Origin of the sequence: Chryseobacterium sp. SG20098 (assembly GCF_031844745.1) — a bacterium.
Classification (GTDB): domain Bacteria; phylum Bacteroidota; class Bacteroidia; order Flavobacteriales; family Weeksellaceae; genus Chryseobacterium; species Chryseobacterium cucumeris.
Genome location: NZ_CP134622.1, coordinates 3,373,929 through 3,391,329, shown reverse-complemented (window position 1 = coordinate 3,391,329; position 17,401 = coordinate 3,373,929). Strand labels below are relative to the sequence as shown.

Genomic DNA, 17,401 nt, shown 5'->3' with positions numbered 1-17,401 from the left:
AAAACTAATACAATGAAAAAAGCACTTATCGTAGGTATTAATGATTATGCACCCATCGGATACGGAGGTCCGGATCTTAACGGCTGTGTAAACGATGCGAGAGATATGGCAAACACATTGGTGATCTGTGGTTTTAGTCCCGCAAAGATTAAAATCCTGACCAATCAGAATGCTACAAGAGCGAATATATTGAACTATCTGAAATCCATGATCAGCACAAGCGTAAAAGGAGACTCTCTCGTTTTTTATTATTCAGGACACGGAACCAGAGTGGCCAATATCGGATCGGATCTTGAACTGGATGGTTTGGACGAAGCTATTTGTCCGCATGATTACGCCAATAACGGTGTCATTCGGGATGATGATTTTAAAACTGTTCTCAGCAAGCTAAAAGCCGGAGTAAATATGGAAGTTATCTTCGACTGCTGTTATTCGGGAACAGGAACCAGAAAAATGGATCTGGGACTGGAAGCTGATCTTCTCAACGAAACAGCCCGCTATATCCCTCCAATGCTTGAGGATGAATTTTATCTCACTTACGCCAGTGAAATGGAGACTTCTAAAAGTTCAAAAAAATCAACCGTTCTCACTAAAGCGCTTGTGCCTGTTGCCGGAATGAATCATACGTTTACGCCTGTATTTCCGCCTGTATTCATGTTATACATTCCGAAGGCAACCGGGCCTGTATACCCTGTTTTGGTATAGGTAACCGTTTTGTTATTGAAGTTGACAATGACTGTCCAGCTTCCTCCACGTCTTATAAATGTTGCACTAAGAGCATAGGTAGGCTCTGCAGTAGTTACTGTCTCTGCAGAATTGTCAGGGAATATTTTACACATAGGATACCAGTAGGACTGAACCAGCCTGATATTCGCAACCGTTTGATTTAAGAGATCTACTCCATTGGCGGCATTTACTAATCCTATAAAATGGGTCATCGTTCCAAAGCCGTTTGGTCCACTTATCGTTGCTGTTTTACCTGTAATTTCAACATTCATGTAAAAATCTTCATCTGCACCAATCAATTGATTGGTCTTTCTGGCTGCGATGAAACTTGAATCATCGGCAGGAGTCTTTACATTACTGTCAGAACTGTAACTTACGGCTGCTCCTGCCTGTGTAATGGCGGATGATACAGCATTATTGTATATTTTCTGTTCCCAAACAATATTATTGAGAGGAACACGCTGGATCTGGCTTGCCACACGGATGGTAAAACTTGTTAAGTACCATGCTACCCCATTCCACAGTCTTATTTTATATTCTCCTGCCGGAATATTTTTGAAATTGTAGTAGAAGGTCAGATCAATTCCATTAGTATACAACTGAACCTGTGAACCAGGGATGATGGCAACAACAGTAGCAGTATCCGCAGAAATACTATCCTGGGTACATAGCTCCACTTTAAAACTTGTGGAAGGAAGATTTAAGTTGGCTCCTTTCAGATTAATCCAAAATGGTTTATCTGTTTTGTCCACAATGGGGGGAGATATGACTGCAACACTCATTGTTCCTGTGCTCCATCCTCCGTTCATTTTAGTTTTCCATGCGGCTCTCTCAGCTTCTGTCATTTGATTGGGCATTTCCAACAGTAGATTTTTACTGTCAACAATAGCGTTTAAGCCATCGGTATTTTGAACTACAACTTTTTGAAAATTAACGGTGTCAGAATTCTTATTGGGCAGCCCGGATAACACATAAGGGTTTCCTAAGGTATTGATCGAAAATGAGGCGTTAAGAGTATGGCTTCTTGCTGCACTGTTGGAAAGGTTTGCATTCATCATATTCTTCCCCAGATCACCTGCAGGAAGTTTGGCAACATTTCCGTTATCATTCATTCCTATGATTTTAGGATAATCCTGCGCATTTCCATCTGTCACAGGAATTTCCAGTTTCTTAGCTAATTTCTCTTTTGTCTTGATATTATACTGAGCCTGACTTGCGATTCCTTCTGCTAAAAGATCCGCATTTGAAATACTGACATGATTATCAGCTAATTCCAGGGGAATAGTTCCATCAACAACGGCATGCGTTTTTAAATCTCCGTTTTCATCAACAGCATAATCTGTGTAAGTGGGAGAACCTATTGCAGCTACCTGATAGATGGCGTTCACTTCTCTTTCTCCAATGGGAGGCAATTCATTGACACGTATAATTTTTCCTATAATTGGCATTTTTTTATTTTTTAAGGTTAATAATTATGTTATTTCCAGTCTCCCAAAATCACTTTCTGTCCTTCCAGCGATTCCACTCCAAGAAGATTGTCATTGGGTTCAAAATTGAATCTATCCTTAGTAATTACTTCGGAAGGAACTTCAAAGTCATCTGGATTTTCTTCCGTAAATGGCAGGGCGTGAGCCACTTTTAATCCTATACTTTCAGCTTGAAGAATATTTAAAGTAGTAGGAAGTCTGGTAATCCATGCTTTTCCATGTTTTTTGCCTTTTGGCTGCTTCATTTCATCTACAATTGATAGATAAAGGTCATCTCCGATGACAGGAACTTCACCGCCATTCCAGATTTTTCCTGTTGCCAGATAAAATTGTACAGCACCTTCAAAACCAGGACGCACCGTGACCACCACTCTGGCCATTCCACTTTGTAAAAATGCCGTGAAAACGGGATCCGTATTCTCTGCTTTATACAAATCTGACCAGTTGTGTTTATTTCCCCAATAATATGGGTACAGATAATAGGATAGATTTTCCCATTCAAATGCCTGCTCCATGAATTTTACAAAAGCGGAGTATTTGTCAAGATCCTTAGAAAGCTTCGTTTCATAATCAGTAAATGAACTTCCCTGAGTTAACCCTGATAAACCGTAACCATGAATAGCATTCGGGGCTCTGTCTGCCATATAGGAAATACAATTTTTTCTAAGAACCGTATTTTCAATCTGTCTGTAAAAGTTAGGATTTGAGCCTTTAATCGCAGAAGCTTTGTTTTCTTCTTGAGAAACCGCATTATTATATTCAATCAGAGCCACTTCATATGCATCAATAATAGCCTTAAAAGTTTCCTGTTGCCATTCCCTTTTGGCTTCCTGTGTCAATTGACAGGTTGCAACCAGTGAACCAGTAACTCCTTTCATATCCCATGAAATAAAAGAAATTGTAATTTTATCTTTTATCGAATCCAGAGGCATATCTACTGCTGTTCCGACTTCTTTACCACAAACATATACAGTATGTCTAGAATTCATTCCCAATCCATCATTCATAGCACCTGCACCAGCTCTTAAAGAGCCTTTTACATAAATGGCTTCATAATTTTCAGGAATTTTAAAGTCATTATTATGATATACACCGGTCCATCTTCCTACTCCATATTCATTATCAACTCCAAGGTTTTTCTCAGAAAATGCATTTGAAATATAAATAACAGGCTTTAATCTTTTGTCTGCAGTAATATTATATTTTCCTGCCCAATACTTAAAAATCACATCATTTTCCAATGCTGTATGATCCTTCATCGGCATTACATCAGAAGTTCTTGGATCCTCAGGTTTTACAAACTTGCTCTTCGCAATCCCCAACAAATGCAGTTTTGCTGGTTCAGGAATCATAAACTCAAACATCATACGTTTTCCATAATCATAGATCTGATTCTTCATCAATTTATCTACCCATCTGTAAACGCCTACTACGTGTTTATCTCCTTTTTTATTATCAAAGCCATGAGTGTTATTTTCTTCAAATTCTTCAATAATTTTCTCGATTCTTTCTTCGTGAACTTTTGTGACAATCCTGTCCATAGCTCTTGCGGTAATATCCTGGGCCTGAGTAACGGCTTGTCTGGTACTTTCATCTCTGGAACTATGGCTGGCATTACCTAATCCTAAACTCGTATTGATATTTGCATTTACTGTTTTGTAACTTGCATTTATCCCAAACTGAGTATTGCTGTCTGATGCTTCCTGCATCATTTTAGCGATCTCATTCTGCATTTCAAAACGGGTAGCTGTTGTCGTATCGGTAAGCTGCTCTCTTTCAGTATCAGAAGAAGTAGTAGTAGTATTTTCACTTCTTCTTAATTTTCTGGTTGATTTCTCACGATACTCTCTGGCCATAATATTTTCAATATGGGCGACTTCGCCTTCAACATAGGCATGTGTGGTCTGCTCCACTTTCAAATAGTCTGCAATACCAATTTGTTTAAATCCGAATCCTGACGGAATAAAATTATTTTCATCTTCAGTATCTACAGGTTCTCCTTCATCCACCTCTAGCAAAAATTTATCAGAAAGGCATGCTCTTGCCTGCAGTTTACTGGCATAGATATTGGCAAGCTTTCCATTCGTGAACATAATTTTAGCACTTAAAGAAGCATCCTGTATGGTATTAAAGTCTAATCCAGGCATACAAAGATCATTGAGGAAAATAATATTTCCTGATCTGGACTTTACATAATAATCACTATTGATGTTTGCTGAACCGTTGCCTGGAGTAAGATTGTAAGAGATATTACTTACCTCCCAAGATGAATCCGGAACGGTAAGTGCGATATCAAAAGTAAATCCCTTATGAACATATTTTGGACAAATCTGATAGGTAAAAGGAACCGCCACTGTTCTTGCTACCGGAATAAGAACTCCTCCTATACTAGTATATCTTTCATGCTCCGTATTAGTATTTTCCACAATAATATTGTTGGATTTTTCAACAGCTTCTTTTACTAATATATCAATCTCGGAAAAGGTATTTCTACCCTCTAACAAAATATTAAGATCTGTAGAGTTTAATGATGCTGAGCGTTCTTCTCCTGCATCTTTCTGAAAATCATACCCAAGTACATCCAAAAAAGTATCTAAATTTTCCGGCTTTATGGCTCTTAATAGAGAATCTGCCTCTATTTCCTGTCTAAATTGAAAATTAAGTTTAGGTAATTGCGGCTTGGGAATTTCCGGAATTTGCTGGCAAGGATCTGCCGGATCATATTTAATATCCTGATTTCGTACCTGGCAGTATCTATCCTTATTTGCGATTACATCTTTATTATATTGTTCAATAAGCGGGGCTATTTCTTTCTGGTGAATTTCTTCTGCTGCCGCATATTCTTTTTGATATTCTGCTTTATATAATCTTTCAATACTGGAAAGGTTTTTCTTTAAAGCCTCATATCTTTCCAATTTGATCTTTGCAGCAGAGATAAGCTGTTGCTGTTGCATTTCCTGTGTTGGAAAAGTTTCTTTAGGGCCTTCAGAAACCATTCTTGAAGAAGGTTGCAAGTTAGAAAGAGCCTTGTCATCCATCATCAGTTCTTTAGGCAAAACAACTCTTGCCCCAAGTGCTGTCTTCATTTCCTCTTTGTCTGAAACAGAAAGAATGTGATGAGCCAGAAGCACCTGCATGATAACTTCCTTAACGTAAAAATCTTTCTGAGTTACCACCTGATAAATCAGATTATTCCATAAACTGATCAGAGGAGGGGTTGCGGGAGTAGCCTGTGGATCTGTCAAAACGGCTCTTTTAGCAATTACCTCTTCATAAGTACATATAGTCTTATTTTTTGCTAACCAGGTTCCAAATACATAGTAAGCCTTATAGGTTCTTTTGAAACCCTCTAAACTATTCGCACTGTTTGGGTCTGTTGAAATACGTTCCGGATTATTTGCATAATTAGCGGCACATGTTTTCAGTAATTTTTGTTTAGCTCCGGTTCCGTTAACAACAGGGACATAAAAGGCGTTATCATTTTTCAGATCCTGAGGAATAACAATGAATCTTTTATCTTTCTTGGTATCATCAGATAGTTCAGGGCTTCTCAGGCTTACAAATCTGAAAAGTGTTTGTGATGGTGTATTTTCTACAGGAACATCTGTAGTACTATTTTCCATATCGTTCATTTTGTGTAATTTTGTATTGATTTATAAAGGTTAAGATTTTGAAGCTCTTTTTAGTAGAATGTCTTCAGGTTTTAGCCTTATTTTTTTAGGTGGTTTCCGGCAAAAGATGTCCACCTGGAATTTTTAAGTCTAGTTTCATTTTCTGTGTTTTTTCTTGAAGCAAAGATCACCCCCAGAAGCGACAGAACTTGACGTATAAAAAAAATTTATTTTTCTACTCTAAACCTTTGGAGCAAAAACTATTGGTATTCTCAATATTTTAATACATTTGTTTAAAACATACTTCAGATGAATTTCGAGCAGATCAACTTACACCTTGAGGCTTATAAAGAACACAACCAGATTCTGGATGCTGCCAAGTATCTGATCCATTCTTTTGAGCTGGAACATGAGAACTTTGCGGGATTTGGTTTCAGGGAAGAGCTATCTCCTACTTCAATGCTTCTTACGGCAGAAGGAGACCTGGGAGGACCCCAAACCGTAATGATCCCACGAAATTTATTTGATTTTGACCTGAACCTTGTTCTGAATATGGTTGCCCACGAAATGCTTCATGTAAGACAAAAAGCACCCGGACAAGTTATTGAAGACAAAAATGAAAGGGAATTTCAGGCGTATTATGAAATGCTTTTTCACAAAGTTTTCCCGCAGATCCCGGAAGTTTCGGATTTTCATAAAAAATTCTTTGGAGGAAAAGCATTGGAATACTACAAAAGAATGGGTGAAGGCTCAGTATTGCAGCAAAAGTATGCAGAACAGAAAACAGAAGTAGAACATTTAATAAACGAATTACCATGACAGTAAAACCAGAGATCACCTGGGCAGATTTTGAAAAAATAGACATCAGATGCGGAACGATAATTTCTGTGAATGATTTTGAAAAAGCAAGAAATCCATCGTATCAGCTGGAAATAGATTTTGGAGACCTGGGAATCAGAAAATCATCTGCTCAAATTACCTCTCTTTATAAAAAAGAAGAACTTGTAGGAAAACAAATTTTAGCGGTTGTCAATTTCCCTAAAAAGCAGATTGCCAATTTCTTCAGCGAATGTCTTGTGTTAGGCTTATATGGAGAGGACAAAAAAGATGTTACACTTTTGGCTCCTTCATTGCCAACAAAAAATGGAATGCAGGTAGGATAGATACCCAACAAAACACATATGATACAGAACATACCCTTAGAAAGAGTTTTATTCCTTGACATTGAGACTGTTCCACAGGCAGGATCATGGGACGAATTATCTGAAACCGAGCAATATCTTTGGGATAAAAAAACCAAATTTCAGAGAAAAGACGATATCTCCGCAGAAGAATTTTATGACAGAGCCGGTATTATGGCCGAATTTGGAAAAATCATCTGCATCACCATCGGAATGGTCGAAAAGAATGAAACGTTAAAAATAAAAAGCTTTTCCGGACATGATGAAAAGAAAATGCTTCAGGAATTTGGAGAAATCTTCAACAGTCCAAGGCTTTACAATGTGATTCTCTGTGCACATAACGGAAAAGAATTTGATTTTCCTTGGATTGCCAGAAGATATCTAATCAATGGAATGCAGCCTCCTGCCCCGTTTCAGATGTTTGGGAAAAAACCATGGGAAGTTCCTCACATCGATACAATGGAGCTTTGGAAATTCGGAGACTATAAGAGTTTTGTATCGCTGGAACTACTGGCGCATGTCTTTGGTATTCCTACTCCGAAAGATGATATTGACGGCTCAATGGTTTCATCAATTTACTACATAGAAAAAGACTTGCAGAGAATTGTTGACTATTGTGAAAAAGATGTCTTAACTTTGGCAAATATTTTCCGGCGCATGCGTCAGGAAGATTTGTTGAAAAGGAATATCAATCTAGATTAAAAAATGAAATTTACAGACGATCAAATTGCTGACATTGGTGAGGAAATCATTGGTGTATTAAAAACCGTATATGACCCTGAAATTCCGGTAGATATCTACGAATTAGGGCTGATTTACGATGTCCAGATCTCCGATGATGCTGACGTAAAAATTATAATGACCCTTACTACTCCCAACTGTCCTGTTGCAGAAACACTTCCTCAGGAAGTAAAAGATAAAGTGGCTGAAGTAGAGCATGTAAAAAGTGTAGATTTAGAGCTTACTTTCGAACCGAGCTGGAATAAGGATATGATGAGCGAAGAGGCGAAGTTTGAGCTTGGAATGCTTTAATTACTCTTAACAATATAAAACCCCGAAGAAGTATTTTCGGGGTTTTTATTTTTAAATATCTTTTGCGATTTCCTTGCCTTCTCTCCTGCTCCATTCACTCCATGAACCTACATACAGATCCGGAATGGGAAATCCTGCATAATCCAGGGCTAAAATTGTATGACACGCAGTAACTCCTGACCCACAATGAATGATCAGACGATCAGGCTTATCTTGTAATAACTTGCTGTATTTTTCTTTTAAGATTTCCGGACTCAGAAAATTTCCGCTTTCATCAAGGTTTTCAGAAAAAGGAATATTAATCGCTCCCGGAATATGACCGGCGACCAAATCAATAGGCTCAGATTCTCCTTTATAACGATAAGCATCTCTTACATCAATAACTGTAGAAGAATCGTTTGTTAATTCATTTTCAACCACTTCCAGACTCGAAACCGGAAGACTCCAGTGATTTTTTTTAATTAAAGCTGCTTTATCAAATTTCTCTTCCCCGGAAGAAAATTCTAATCCTGCTTTTTCCGCTGCCTGCATTCCGCCATCAAGAACCTGAACTTTTTCCAACCCGAAAGATCTCAGCATCCACCATGCTCTTGCTGCTGCATTGGAAGCACTTTTGTCGTCATAGACAACAATATGGGCCTCTTCTGATATCCCAAGATCAGAAAGCGTTTCAGCAAACTTTTCTACGGAAGGAAGCGGATGCCCGCCTCCAAAAGCAGCATTTTCTCCAATCTCTGCCAGATCTCTGTCCAGATCTATGAACCGGGCTCCCTTAATGTGTTTATCAAGGTAGTTTTGCTTTGCATCTTTTCCGGTTCTAGCATCAATAATAATAAGATTTTCAGCAGGGATATTTTTGAGTTCAGATGACGAAATTATTGGAGTCATTTTGTTGATTTTTGGGTTAATTTAATTATGTTTTGGCTAAAGCCATATGTATTTTAATATAGTAAAGCGGGCTAAAGCCCGCTCCTATTGATAGTTTTCTCGCAGATTCTGCTGATTAAGCAGATCTTCTTTTCTATCTGTGGGATCTGCAGAATCTGCGAGAAATTTATTCTTCTTAAAAATGAAAAATATCCTTCGCCTTGTTATAAGAACTTTCAAAGTTCAGAAGGTTCAGCTTATGTTCAGCTTTTTCCACACTCATAAAATTGATCACCTGTTCTGTAGGCATATTTCCCACAAGATCATCTTTAGCCATTGGACATCCTCCGATTCCTTTGATGGCACTATCAAATCTTCGGCAGCCTTGATCGTAAGCCGCTTTTAATTTTGAATAAGAATCTTCATAACGGTTATGAAAGTGTCCCCCGAAATTAATTTCAGGATATTTTGAAGGTATTTTTTCAAACAAAAGAGCAATCGTTTCAGGAGTTGCCACTCCGGTAGTATCTGATAATAAAATATCTTTTACTCCGATGTCCGAAAACTTTTGTGCCCATTGGTCAACATCCTCCCACTTCCACATTTCGCCATATGGATTTCCAAAAGCCATCGAGAAATAGATATTAAGCTGTTTCCCTTCACTTTTTACCAGCTCAAGCATTTTAATGATTTCATCGAAAGCTTCTTCCTGACTTTTATTCGTATTTCTGTGCTGAAAAGTTTCAGAAATAGAGAACGGAAAGCCCAGAATATCTACTGACTCGTGTTTTAGTGCTTTTTCGGCTCCTCTGTAATTACCAATAATAGCAGAAACTTTGGTCTTGGAACGTGATTTGTCGATATTTTTTGCCACCTCATCAGAGTCAGCCATCTGCGGAATCGCTTTAGGAGAAACAAAACTCAGGCAGTCCAATACATCAAAGCCAACATCCATCAAGGAGTTGATATAATCTATTTTTTTATCGGTAGGGATAAATTCTCCCCATCCCTGCATTGCATCTCTAGGACATTCGGTAAGAAACATTTTTACTTTTTGATTTTCTCAAATATAATAAAACTAAACTACTTGGTACACTATATATACAAAGCTAACACTATTTTGATTTTCAAATATTTATATCTGATTCATAATTTCAATAATTGATATTAAATCGCAAATAACGTATTCTCAGTATCAAATTTGCTAACTTTGTTAAAATTTATGATATCTGATGAGTACAATAGAATTCAACCCTTTGTGGAAAGAAAAATTACTGAACCGTTTTCTTAGCTATGTAAAAATATATTCAACCAGTGATGCAGAAAGTGAAACTACACCTTCTACTGAACGTCAGTGGGATATTGCCAACTATATTACTGAAGAACTTAAGACCATCGGTCTGGAAGATGTTTCTATAGACAGCAATGGTTATATTATGGGCTATGTTCCTTCTAACCTTGAAAATGATGACAGACCTACCATCGGATTTATTTCACATTATGATACTTCACCTGATTTCAGCGGAGAAAATGCAAAACCTCAGGTTTGGGAAAACTATGATGGAAACGATCTTATTTTGAACCAGGCAACAGGATTCACACTATCTCCTTCAAGATTTGAAAGCTTAAAAAAATATGTTGGTCAGACATTAATTACTACTGACGGAAATACGCTTCTTGGTGCTGATGATAAAGCAGGCTGTGCAGAGATTGTAACAGCTGCTGAATATCTTATCGCGCATCCGGAAATCAAACATGGAAGAATTGCTATTGGCTTTACTCCTGACGAAGAAATCGGAAGAGGAGCTCATAAGTTTGATGTTGCTAAATTTGGTGCAGAATGGGCTTATACAATGGATGGCGGAGAAGTTGGAGAACTTGAATATGAGAACTTTAACGCGGCCGGAGCCGTGGTGAAAATCCACGGATTAAGTGTTCACCCCGGTTATGCTTACGGAAAAATGATCAATGCAGCTCTATTAGCGGCTGAATTTGCTCAAATGCTTCCTGCTAACGAAACGCCTGCAACAACAAAAGGTTTTGACGGGTTCTATCACTTAATGGATATTACGGCTGATATTTCAGAGGCTAAACTTCAATATATTATCCGTGATCATGATGCAGATAAATTTGAAGCCAGAAAGAAATTCATGGAAGAAAAAGTAGCTGAATTCAATCAAAAACATGGGGAAGAAACTGCTGAAGTAGAGATCAAAGAACAATACAGAAACATGAAGCAGCAGTTTGAAGGTAAAATGCACATTGTAGATCTTGCTGCAAAAGCAATGACTGAAGCAGGTATAGAACCTAAGATCAAAGCGATCAGAGGAGGTACAGACGGTGCTCAGCTTTCTTATATGGGACTTCCGTGCCCGAATATCTTTGCAGGAGGAATCAACTTCCACGGACCATACGAATATGTAGCTTTAGAAAGCATGGAAAAAGCAACTGAAGTCATTATTAATATTGTAAAAGCTTAATAAATCATGAAAAAGGTCTTAGCATCAGCATTCATTTTCACTTTTATTTTCAGCAGTGCCCAGGTTTCTGAATTTCAGAGGGCAGACTCACGCTATGAAAGAAAGAAAACGGCTCTGTATAATAAATATCCTAAGCCTAATGATTTAAGAACCAAGAAAGAATGGCTTTTGACAGAGGATAAAATAACAGCTTACAAGACCGCTTTGGATAAAGCTTCTCTTGAGGATCAGAAAATGATCAACGCAGATCCTCCTGTAAAAACAAAAGTGAGTAAGGAAGCAGAATACGATAAAGGAAAAACCGCTTTTCAAAAACTTTTATATGAAGCTGTAAATCTTGATTTTCTTAACTTTTCTTCGGAAACCTACAAGGCAACGATAAGTTTTGTTGTAGATTCCAAAGGGAACGCTCTTGATCCCAAGGTAAAAGGAAACAATGAAGATGTAAACGCATTCATTGAAGCCGCTTTTTACCGGATTAAAGATAAGGGCAAGTGGAAACCTGCAGAAGACAAAGGGAAACCGGTCTCTTCAAATGTTTCCGTTCCTTTAACAATGTCCTTTAAAAAATAATATACAGAACCCGCTATCATCATAGCGGGTTTTTATTTTTCATATAATAAAAACATAATCAAAGATCATTATGTTGTTGATATTAATTTAACACAATTCTTTTGTAAGTTTTAAATAATTCACTTAATTTTGATTAAACCTTAAAATCACTTTATATGAAAATGAAATCCAACCACTTTAAAATCAACAGAAATTTTTACTTTTCCTTTCTATTTTCTTTTTTCTGTTTGTTTCTTTTAACGTCTTGTTCTCAGGATGATCCGGCGGATGCTCCTGTTGAAAAACCTACAGAGTCTACCCCTATGAAGACTTTGGGAAATCTGACTTTACAGAAGAATGTTATTATTCTGAATGATGAATCAGTAAATGCCATTTCAACTCACAATGAAGGAGAAATTACATTTAGCCGTATGACACCGCAAACGGATAGCATCTCCGTGGGAACAGTTATTGTAGGGACTAAAATAGAAGGAGATCAAGTGAACACCATTCTTTCAAAAGTAAGTTCTGTCTCAAAATTGAACAACCAATTTACAGTACAGACTTCCAGTGCGAAGCTTGAAGAATTTATCTACAGCGGAACCCTGAGCGGTGTGTATGATCCATCCGGTAAAGCTCCCGTCAATATTGATGGAAGAATGGTGAATTATATTCCTGTAGAAGGGATGGTTTCTGAGCAGATCAATCAAAGAATACATTCTATTGAAGCTAAAAACCTTCAAAATCAGAAATTAATTACTTTCAACCGTTATAATTTTAATAAAACGTATTCCTTTCCTCTAACTTCAGCTGGAACATCCAGTGTAAATGTACAAGGAGGATTTACACCAAAGATTGATTATAATATCACATTCTCATGGGGACATTTGTCTAACTTCTATGTTAACCTCATCATGGATGATATCAAACTTCAGAGTACGGCAACTATTGTAGGAAGCCTGGGCTACACCGCAAGTACTACAGACTATCTAAATATTCCTATCGTTCCTATTGTTTTGGGACCTACAGGACTGATCTTAAGCCCGACCCTATCTGCCGGACCTTTTCTGGGAGTACAGGCTACAGGAAAAGTACAGGCAAAGCTTTTGGATCTTGAAGGAAATGCTAACTTTTTAGTAAGCAAAACTCCGGAGATTAACATTAATCTTCAAAAGAAATCAGAACCTGCTATTACTCTTGCAGAGGGAAATTTATCTGCTGAAGGTGGTTTAGAAGCAAAAGGAGCTGTAGGATTAATGTTCCTTACCATTCCTATTGCTAACTCAGGGTTGAAAGGAAGAGCCTCTGCCCTTTCATCTTTAGGATTAACTCTTGTTCCTGCAAGAAAAGGAGTGATTACAGTAAAAGGTAAAATCCAGGCGGATATGTTCTACGGCTTTGGAATTGCTCCTTTACGATATGAAGGAACCATTCCTCTTTTCCAAAAAGAACGTGTACTGTACCAGAAGGAATTTAATTTCTAAATACTCTTTTTCTTATTCATCATAAAAAGCCACTTTCAGAGTGGCTTTTCTTTACATAAAAGCTCCACATAAAATTCATTTACAACAAATTAAGACAATTTTATTATATTTACAAGGATGTACAATTGTCAACAATAACTTTTAATACCAATTATCATGAAAACAATGAAAAAACTTTTGAGAAAAGACTTATCTGCAATTCTGGGCAGCGGCATAGATGGCTGTCATATGGGAGGCAACTCTTACAATTGTCAGGACGACTGTCAATGCGCATGGGGATACGCTTGTGAAATGTATGAAGACGGAAATCCGGGACAATGCATTGCAGTAGGTGGAGGTGGAAATCCTGGCGGAGGTGGATGTACACCTCCTTCTATTTGTGAGGAACAACCTTATTAAAATCAACTAATAAAAACCGGGAGTATTTCTGCTTCCGGTTTTATTTTTCACCTTAAAAAAGATCCTTATCAAAGCATCTCTGCCATTCATCAAATAAAATTTAATTTCATCCGCCATAGTTGTTGTTTTGCATCAGATTTTTAACAATAATTAAATTATGAAGCAGCAATTTTTCGCTTTAAGTGCATTGCTATTATGCATTTTTTGCAGCATGGAAACTAAAGCACAACAGACTCCGGCTTTTCACATTGGGGTAAAGGGAGGGGTAAACTTTACAAAAACCTCCACGGAATCTTCTTTAGAAGGGAAATACGGATTCGGTTATCAGGCAGGTGTAATGACAAGAATGGATATCGGAAAACTGTATGTGCAGGGAGAAGCTCTGTTCAACAAAAGAAAAACATCATACCAATCCCAAGACGGAAGCTCTTCAAAACTTTCATGGAACGCTATTGATATTCCTGTGGTAGTAGGATATAAACTGATTAAAGCAGATGACTTTAATGTGAGAGTATTTGCCGGAGGTGTTTACAGCTATGCTTTCAACAATAAAGTATCTGCCTCTCAGGCCATTCAGGAAGGGTTTAAAAAGTTTGACAAATCCAATATTGGCGTTACAGGAGGTGTAGGATTAGATTATAAGAACTTCACGGTAGATCTGAGATATGAGACGGGTCTTACGAGCATCAGTAAAGAATTTAAGTCCAAACCCCACAGTTTTTCCCTTGGAATAGGTTATTTCCTGTTCTAAGAAACTTAAATTATCTTTACCATTAGAAACTGTTTTCCCTGCAGTTTCTAATTTTTTTATCAACCTATTTCCAATTCCATGACAAAATCTTTTATTGCAAAAGAATACATATTTACTTTTATTTTCTGGCTTGTATTAGCGATTGTATTGTGGTTTAATTTCCAGAGTACAACAGAAAGTTATCTTGCGATGACCCAGGCTGCGATCATTGCGGCATTTTCGTTTACATTTACTCACTTTTTAACCAATAAGCTTCTTCCGAAAGCACTTCGGGAAAAGAAAATGAAACTGTTCCTGGTACAGCTGGTAATGGTTATTTTCATGCTTAGTTTGGTTTTCTCCGTTATATTCACGTATCTTGAAGTGGAGCCCAAAGATCAGCTTCCTGAAAACTTCACAGATCAGCTACCTTTTTTGTGGAAGGGGTTTTATATGTCTCTGCCTGCCTCATTTCTTATCAACGGAGCAGCGTGTGGTGTAAAATTTTATAATGAACACGGAAGAATAGAGCGGGATCATATTCTCCTTCAGCAGGCGCATCTGGAAAACCAGCTCAAGCTTTTACAGGACCAGATCAATCCTCATGTGGTATTTAATATCCTGAATCATATTCATATTCTGATGAAAACGGACACCCAGCTTGCTGATTTTTTGCTTATGAAATTTTCGGATATTCTCCGGTATCAGCTGTACCATTGCAATCAGCCACTGGTACCTTTGGATAAAGAGATTGAGTATCTCCAAAACCTTGTTGAGGTAGAAAAACTGAGGTGGGGAAATGAGCTGGACGTAAAAGCCCAATGGCAGATCAATAACAGAAAAGCTTCTATTGCTCCTTTACTTTTGGTTCCTTTCATAGAAAATGCATTTAAATACGTTTGCAGGCTACCGGGACATAAAGGTTATGTGAAAATCTCCTGCAAAGAAAAGAATAACAGTCTTTATTTTTATGTCGAAAATTCCTATTTGGATATGGCAACCTATAAAAAGAAAGACGGAACGGGTGGAATTGGTCTTCAAAATGTAAAAAAACGGTTGAAATTACAATATCCGGACGCCCATGATCTGAATATCGAATCCGATAATCACATCTTTAGAATAACATTAACACTAACACTATCTGACAGTTATGAGCTCTAATATTCCTAAAATGAAATGCCTTATTATTGATGATGAGCCTCTCGCTAGATTCCATCTTAAAGAACTGGCCGGTCAGATTGATTTTGTATCGGTTGAAGGAACGTGTGCAACAGCATTGGAAGCCGACGCAAAGGTAAAGGAGAGTGAAATAGACCTTCTCTTCCTGGATATCAACATGCCTTATCTTACGGGCCTTGAATTTCTGGAACAGCTTGAGAATCCTCCTTTATGTATTCTCACTACTGCTTATTCTGAATATGCGCTGGAAGGATTTCGTCTTCAGGTGGTAGATTATCTGTTAAAACCCATTGCCTTCAACCGGTTTTATCAGGCGGTAAATAAGGCTCAGCAGCAATTTATCATCAGTGAAAAGCTGAAAAAAAATACTTCGCTGGATGATCCTTTTCTGTATGTAAGGCAATCTGATACTTTCATTAAAATTTCTTGGGTAGACATTCTCTACATTGAAAGTATGCAAAACTACACCAAGCTTCATTTTAAAGATAAATCACTGATTATTCATCAGACCATGAAAGCTATTGAAGAATCCCTTCCTTCAGATCATTTTTTCAGGATTCATAAATCCTACCTCATCAATATTACCCATATTGATATGATTTCGGGAGGGCGACTTTTCATTAATAAAATTGAGCTTCCGATATCCCGTACCCGAAAGGAAGAACTGCTTAATCAGGTTGTTTATAAGAAATTAATCAGTAAATAGAAGAAAAAGCCGGAAGCAGGGAATTTAATAACTCCAGGCTTCCGGTATTTTTTATGGGAGATTCCAGCGTAGTGATAATGCTGCATAAAATGTGCTTGAAAATCTGGGATCTGCTATCTTTTTGTCTCTGAAAATACTGCTGATTTTGCGGTCATTTTCGCTGAAGCTCCTCAATATGGCAGTTCCACCTGTGAGGCGCAAAGTAAGCCGGTCGTTGATTTTTAATTCCGGTCTGAGTCCTGCAGTGATCTGCTGATATCCTAGCAACATCGATTTTCCATTTATATTTCTTTCGGCAGTCATTCCATTCAGTTCTACAACAGCCTTTAAAGTAAATTTATCTGAAAAAAGATATCCGGCTTCCATCCCTTCCGGGAAATTGATCTTAAACTTAACTTTTCCGTTTGTTTTCCAATCGAAATAAATCCAGGGCAAAATCATAGGAACACCAAAAGCAGTAGTAAGCACCGGACCGGCTCCCAATGAAAGGTTAGGATTAAAATGTCTGATAAATAAAATTCCACCCTGTCCAAGTACATCATCGAAATCTATTTTCTCAAGGTCGGTATATACTCCTACCGATGCCGTCATCATCATACTCCACTTTTTACCTAAAGGTCTCATATGCTGTATTCCGGCCTGTGCATTCAGCATCTGATCAGGAAACAACTGAGTTTCGTAATTTTTATGCGTCATCTTTGCATAAGAGCCACTTAATAGCATAGACCACGACCTTACCTTCCCGTCAGTATCTTTTTTTACAGATAACGGAATACTTAGATTCAGATCGACTCTTTTAAAATCACTTTTAGAACTGGTCTTTGTACTATCTTCCGGACGGATGTAATTGGATGCAGGAATATATTCGGTTTTAAGCTCTGCGGAAAGCCCGGACTGTGCACTTACCCCATATCCTAATGGCAATATACAGCATAAAGCTGTCGAAAGGGTTCTTTTCATATTTAAA

Annotated in this window: 17 protein-coding genes; 12 read left to right on the top strand and 5 right to left on the bottom strand. The window is 37.7% G+C overall.

The annotated features are described in order from the left end of the window. Positions 1–12 precede the first annotated feature (12 nt). Entirely contained in the window at positions 13–705 is a 693-nt protein-coding gene (locus RHP76_RS15590) for a caspase family protein (protein WP_311228540.1), read from the top strand. On the opposite strand, the gene RHP76_RS15585 is transcribed toward RHP76_RS15590, so the two are convergent. Both RHP76_RS15585 and RHP76_RS15580 read right to left on the bottom strand, forming a co-directional pair. After that, complete coding sequence (locus RHP76_RS15585; protein WP_311228539.1) at positions 621–2,174, bottom strand: hypothetical protein; 1,554 nt, start codon at positions 2,172–2,174, stop codon at positions 621–623. The two genes, RHP76_RS15590 and RHP76_RS15585, sit on opposite strands and share 85 nt — an antisense overlap. 29 nt (positions 2,175–2,203) lie before the next feature. Then, complete coding sequence (locus tag RHP76_RS15580) at positions 2,204–5,845, bottom strand: hypothetical protein (RefSeq protein ID WP_311228538.1); 3,642 nt, start codon at positions 5,843–5,845, stop codon at positions 2,204–2,206. A 288-nt stretch (positions 5,846–6,133) separates the two neighbouring features. Here RHP76_RS15580 and RHP76_RS15575 point away from each other — a divergent pair, with 288 nt between their 5' ends. The 4 genes from RHP76_RS15575 to RHP76_RS15560 are packed head-to-tail and all read left to right on the top strand — an operon-like array spanning position 6,134 to position 8,037. Then, positions 6,134–6,643, top strand: coding sequence for a hypothetical protein (locus tag RHP76_RS15575; protein ID WP_277693701.1), 510 nt, complete (start codon positions 6,134–6,136; stop codon positions 6,641–6,643). Next, positions 6,640–6,987, top strand: coding sequence for a tRNA-binding protein (locus RHP76_RS15570; protein ID WP_123278684.1), 348 nt, complete (start codon positions 6,640–6,642; stop codon positions 6,985–6,987). The genes RHP76_RS15575 and RHP76_RS15570 overlap by 4 nt, the downstream gene beginning before the upstream one ends. A gap of 18 nt (positions 6,988–7,005) precedes the next feature. After that, positions 7,006–7,707: a 3'-5' exonuclease gene (locus RHP76_RS15565; RefSeq protein WP_123278685.1), complete on the top strand. Its 702-nt coding sequence runs from the start codon at positions 7,006–7,008 to the stop codon at positions 7,705–7,707. Between the two features lie 3 nt (positions 7,708–7,710). Continuing rightward, entirely contained in the window at positions 7,711–8,037 is a 327-nt protein-coding gene (locus RHP76_RS15560) for an SUF system Fe-S cluster assembly protein (protein WP_047376050.1), read from the top strand. Between the two features lie 51 nt (positions 8,038–8,088). Here the strand turns inward: RHP76_RS15560 and RHP76_RS15555 are convergent, their stop codons facing one another. Continuing rightward, positions 8,089–8,925 (bottom strand): sulfurtransferase, encoded by an 837-nt coding sequence (locus RHP76_RS15555; protein WP_311228537.1) that lies wholly within the window; start codon positions 8,923–8,925, stop codon positions 8,089–8,091. Between the two features lie 175 nt (positions 8,926–9,100). Further along, entirely contained in the window at positions 9,101–9,949 is an 849-nt protein-coding gene (locus RHP76_RS15550) for a hydroxymethylglutaryl-CoA lyase (protein ID WP_062672973.1), read from the bottom strand. Between the two features lie 187 nt (positions 9,950–10,136). Here RHP76_RS15550 and pepT point away from each other — a divergent pair, with 187 nt between their 5' ends. From pepT to RHP76_RS15515, 7 genes are all read left to right on the top strand, one after another. Further along, the gene (pepT, locus tag RHP76_RS15545) at positions 10,137–11,384 is read left to right on the top strand and encodes a peptidase T (protein ID WP_311228536.1); all 1,248 of its coding nucleotides are present in this window, start codon (positions 10,137–10,139) and stop codon (positions 11,382–11,384) included. 6 nt (positions 11,385–11,390) lie between these two features. Continuing rightward, positions 11,391–11,957 carry an energy transducer TonB gene (locus tag RHP76_RS15540; protein WP_062672969.1) on the top strand — a complete coding sequence of 189 codons (567 nt, stop codon included), beginning with the start codon at positions 11,391–11,393 and terminating at the stop codon, positions 11,955–11,957. A 155-nt stretch (positions 11,958–12,112) separates the two neighbouring features. Next, positions 12,113–13,420: a hypothetical protein gene (locus tag RHP76_RS15535; RefSeq protein WP_311228535.1), complete on the top strand. Its 1,308-nt coding sequence runs from the start codon at positions 12,113–12,115 to the stop codon at positions 13,418–13,420. A gap of 156 nt (positions 13,421–13,576) precedes the next feature. Then, positions 13,577–13,819: a hypothetical protein gene (locus RHP76_RS15530; RefSeq protein WP_047426682.1), complete on the top strand. Its 243-nt coding sequence runs from the start codon at positions 13,577–13,579 to the stop codon at positions 13,817–13,819. Positions 13,820–13,976: 157 nt separating this feature from the next. Beyond that, positions 13,977–14,570 carry a porin family protein gene (locus RHP76_RS15525; RefSeq protein ID WP_280213137.1) on the top strand — a complete coding sequence of 198 codons (594 nt, stop codon included), beginning with the start codon at positions 13,977–13,979 and terminating at the stop codon, positions 14,568–14,570. 78 nt (positions 14,571–14,648) lie between these two features. After that, positions 14,649–15,710: a sensor histidine kinase gene (locus RHP76_RS15520; protein ID WP_311228534.1), complete on the top strand. Its 1,062-nt coding sequence runs from the start codon at positions 14,649–14,651 to the stop codon at positions 15,708–15,710. Further along, complete coding sequence (locus RHP76_RS15515; protein WP_120232368.1) at positions 15,700–16,434, top strand: LytR/AlgR family response regulator transcription factor; 735 nt, start codon at positions 15,700–15,702, stop codon at positions 16,432–16,434. The genes RHP76_RS15520 and RHP76_RS15515 overlap by 11 nt, the downstream gene beginning before the upstream one ends. A gap of 51 nt (positions 16,435–16,485) precedes the next feature. Here RHP76_RS15515 and RHP76_RS15510 read toward each other — a convergent pair whose 3' ends face one another. Then, a complete protein-coding gene (locus RHP76_RS15510) occupies positions 16,486–17,394 on the bottom strand; it encodes a DUF6268 family outer membrane beta-barrel protein (RefSeq protein WP_062672958.1) in 909 nt (302 codons plus the stop codon). Between the last annotated feature and the right edge of the window lie 7 nt (positions 17,395–17,401).

Excerpts from the sequence above, each read along its gene's own strand:
- RHP76_RS15590 (WP_311228540.1), top strand. The coding sequence starts at position 13 with ATGAAAAAAGCACTTATCGTAGGTATTAATGATTATGCACCCATCGGA.
- RHP76_RS15585 (WP_311228539.1), bottom strand. The coding sequence starts at position 2,174 with ATGCCAATTATAGGAAAAATTATACGTGTCAATGAATTGCCTCCCATT.
- RHP76_RS15580 (WP_311228538.1), bottom strand. The coding sequence starts at position 5,845 with ATGAACGATATGGAAAATAGTACTACAGATGTTCCTGTAGAAAATACA.
- RHP76_RS15575 (WP_277693701.1), top strand. The coding sequence starts at position 6,134 with ATGAATTTCGAGCAGATCAACTTACACCTTGAGGCTTATAAAGAACAC.
- RHP76_RS15570 (WP_123278684.1), top strand. The coding sequence starts at position 6,640 with ATGACAGTAAAACCAGAGATCACCTGGGCAGATTTTGAAAAAATAGAC.
- RHP76_RS15565 (WP_123278685.1), top strand. The coding sequence starts at position 7,006 with ATGATACAGAACATACCCTTAGAAAGAGTTTTATTCCTTGACATTGAG.
- RHP76_RS15560 (WP_047376050.1), top strand. The coding sequence starts at position 7,711 with ATGAAATTTACAGACGATCAAATTGCTGACATTGGTGAGGAAATCATT.
- RHP76_RS15555 (WP_311228537.1), bottom strand. The coding sequence starts at position 8,925 with ATGACTCCAATAATTTCGTCATCTGAACTCAAAAATATCCCTGCTGAA.
- RHP76_RS15550 (WP_062672973.1), bottom strand. The coding sequence starts at position 9,949 with ATGTTTCTTACCGAATGTCCTAGAGATGCAATGCAGGGATGGGGAGAA.
- pepT (WP_311228536.1), top strand. The coding sequence starts at position 10,137 with ATGAGTACAATAGAATTCAACCCTTTGTGGAAAGAAAAATTACTGAAC.
- RHP76_RS15540 (WP_062672969.1), top strand. The coding sequence starts at position 11,391 with ATGAAAAAGGTCTTAGCATCAGCATTCATTTTCACTTTTATTTTCAGC.
- RHP76_RS15535 (WP_311228535.1), top strand. The coding sequence starts at position 12,113 with ATGAAAATGAAATCCAACCACTTTAAAATCAACAGAAATTTTTACTTT.
- RHP76_RS15530 (WP_047426682.1), top strand. The coding sequence starts at position 13,577 with ATGAAAACAATGAAAAAACTTTTGAGAAAAGACTTATCTGCAATTCTG.
- RHP76_RS15525 (WP_280213137.1), top strand. The coding sequence starts at position 13,977 with ATGAAGCAGCAATTTTTCGCTTTAAGTGCATTGCTATTATGCATTTTT.
- RHP76_RS15520 (WP_311228534.1), top strand. The coding sequence starts at position 14,649 with ATGACAAAATCTTTTATTGCAAAAGAATACATATTTACTTTTATTTTC.
- RHP76_RS15515 (WP_120232368.1), top strand. The coding sequence starts at position 15,700 with ATGAGCTCTAATATTCCTAAAATGAAATGCCTTATTATTGATGATGAG.
- RHP76_RS15510 (WP_062672958.1), bottom strand. The coding sequence starts at position 17,394 with ATGAAAAGAACCCTTTCGACAGCTTTATGCTGTATATTGCCATTAGGA.